The organism is Streptomyces sp. NRRL WC-3549, from assembly GCF_000721935.1.
Classification (GTDB): Bacteria; Actinomycetota; Actinomycetes; order Streptomycetales; family Streptomycetaceae; genus Streptomyces.
Window position 1 is genome coordinate 273,596 of record NZ_KL585414.1, and the last position, 2,078, is coordinate 275,673.

Annotated in this window: 2 protein-coding genes; both read left to right on the plus strand. The window is 76.2% G+C overall.

Annotated elements, in window-relative coordinates; all coding sequences use genetic code 11:
- Positions 1-91 precede the first annotated feature (91 nt).
- Positions 92-838, plus strand: a complete 747-nt coding sequence (locus IH13_RS0122600; protein ID WP_031087225.1) for a polysaccharide deacetylase family protein — start codon at positions 92-94, stop codon at positions 836-838.
- Positions 835-1,986, plus strand: a complete 1,152-nt coding sequence (locus tag IH13_RS0122605; RefSeq protein ID WP_031087226.1) for a glycosyltransferase — start codon at positions 835-837, stop codon at positions 1,984-1,986. The genes IH13_RS0122600 and IH13_RS0122605 overlap by 4 nt, the downstream gene beginning before the upstream one ends.
- Positions 1,987-2,078 lie beyond the last annotated feature (92 nt).

Below are 2,078 nucleotides of genomic sequence, written 5' to 3' on the forward strand. Positions count from 1 at the left end.
CTCGTACCCGCCGTGTTCCATCTGACCGCACGCGCGCTCGGGGCTCCCGAGGCCGTCCATCTGCCAGCCCTCGTCCGACAGAGGTTCACCCATGGCCGCTGACACGTCATCACCCCGAGCCGGGACACGTCTCCTATCCTCCCCGCCGTGGATCCTCACCTACCACTCGGTGGCCGATCCGACGAAGGACCCGTACGGCATCACCGTCTCCGCCGACCGCCTGGACGAGCAGCTGACCTGGCTGCGCCGCCGGGGCCTGACGGGGGTCGGCATCACGTCCCTGCTCCGCGCCGACGCCTCCGAGCGGCGGGCCCTGGTCGGGCTGACCTTCGACGACGGGTACGCCGACTTCGTCCAGGAGGCGCTCCCCGTCCTCCTCGCGCACGGCTGCACCGCGACCGTGTTCGTCCTGCCGGGCCGGTTCGGCGGCGGCAACGACTGGGACCCGCTGCTCACCGAGGAGGGCGTCCGGGCCGTCGCGGCGGCCGGCATGGAGATCGGCTCGCACGGCCTTCGCCACCTGGACCTGACGACGCTGTCCGACGCCGCGCTGCGCCGTGAGACGCACGCCAGCAGGGAGGCTCTCGGCCGTATCACCGGCGGGCTGCCGGCCGGTTTCTGCTATCCGTACGGGAGCGCCGACGCGCGGGTGCTCGCGTCGGTCCGGGACGCCGGGTACGCGTACGGCTGCGCCCTGGACCCCGGCCCGTTGCGCGGGCCGCTCGCGCTGCCGCGTACCCACGTCAGCCACGCCGACCGGTCCGCCCGCCTCCGGGCGAAGGCGGTACGCCACCGGATCCGGTACCGGGCGGCGGACGTCCCCGGGAGGCACCGGTGAAGGTGCTGCACGTCATCACCGGCCTCGGCGTGGGCGGCGCCGAGCAGCAGCTGAGGCTGCTGCTGCGTCACCTGCCGGCCCGCTGCGACGTGGTGACGCTCACCAACCCGGGCGCGGTGGCCGAGGGGCTGCGCCTCGACGGGGTGCGGGTGCGGCATCTCGGTATGCGCTGTCTACCGAGGCTCGCCCGGCTCGTGCGGCAGGGCGGCTACGACCTCGTGCACACGCACCTGTACCGGGCGTGCGTCTACGGGCGGATCGCGGCCCGGCTCGCCCGGACCGCCTCGGTGGCGACCGAGCACTCCCTGGGCCGCGCGGAGATCGAGGGGCGCCCGCTCACCCGGGGGACCCGTGCGCTCTATCTGCGGACCGAGCGGCTGGGCTCGGCGACGGTCGCCGTCTCGGACACCGTCGCCGGGCGGCTGCGCGACTGGGGGGTGCCGGCCGCCCGCATCCACACGGTGCCCAACGGCATCGACGCGGCGGCGTTCCGCTTCGACGGCGGGCGGCGCCGGGTGGCCCGGGCGCTGCTCGGCCTCCCCGAGGACGCGTTCGTGGTGGGCGGAGTGGGCCGGCTGGTGCCCGGCAAACGCTTCGACGTCACCCTGCGGGCCGTCGCGGCACTGCCCGGCGCCTGGCTCCTGCTGGCGGGCAGCGGGCCGGAGGCCGGCCCGTTGCGCGCCCTCGCCGGACGGCTGGGCGTCGCGGACCGGGTCCGCTTCGCCGGGGAGTGCGGCGTGGACGGCGCGCCGGACGTCCCGGCCGTGCTCGGGGCGATGGACGTGTTCGTCTCGGCGTCCCGCGAGGAGTCCTTCGGCCTCGCCGTCGTCGAGGCGCTGTGCGCCGGGCTGCCGGTCGTCCACGGCCCCTGCCCCGCCGTCGACGACCTGCTGCCCGGGCAGGTACCGGACGGCGCCACCCGGCTGCGGTCCCGGGCGGACCCCGTCGCCGAGCTGACGGCCGCACTGCGGCACCGGTGGGCGGGCGGCCCGCGCAGACTGCCGGTGCCCCGGGCGGTGGACCGCTACGACATCCGGCTCAGCGGCCGGCGGCTCATGGACGTGTACGCCCACGCCCTCGGCTCCCCCGTCACGGGCGACGCCCCGACCCCGAAGTCCCCGACCCCCTCTACCCGGAGAGCACACTGATGACCGATTCCTCCGAGCAGCAGCCCCTCCGCGGACGGCTGCGCGGGCTCCGCCCCGCCTTCGTCCGGCCCAGCTGGTGGCCGCTGCCCGCT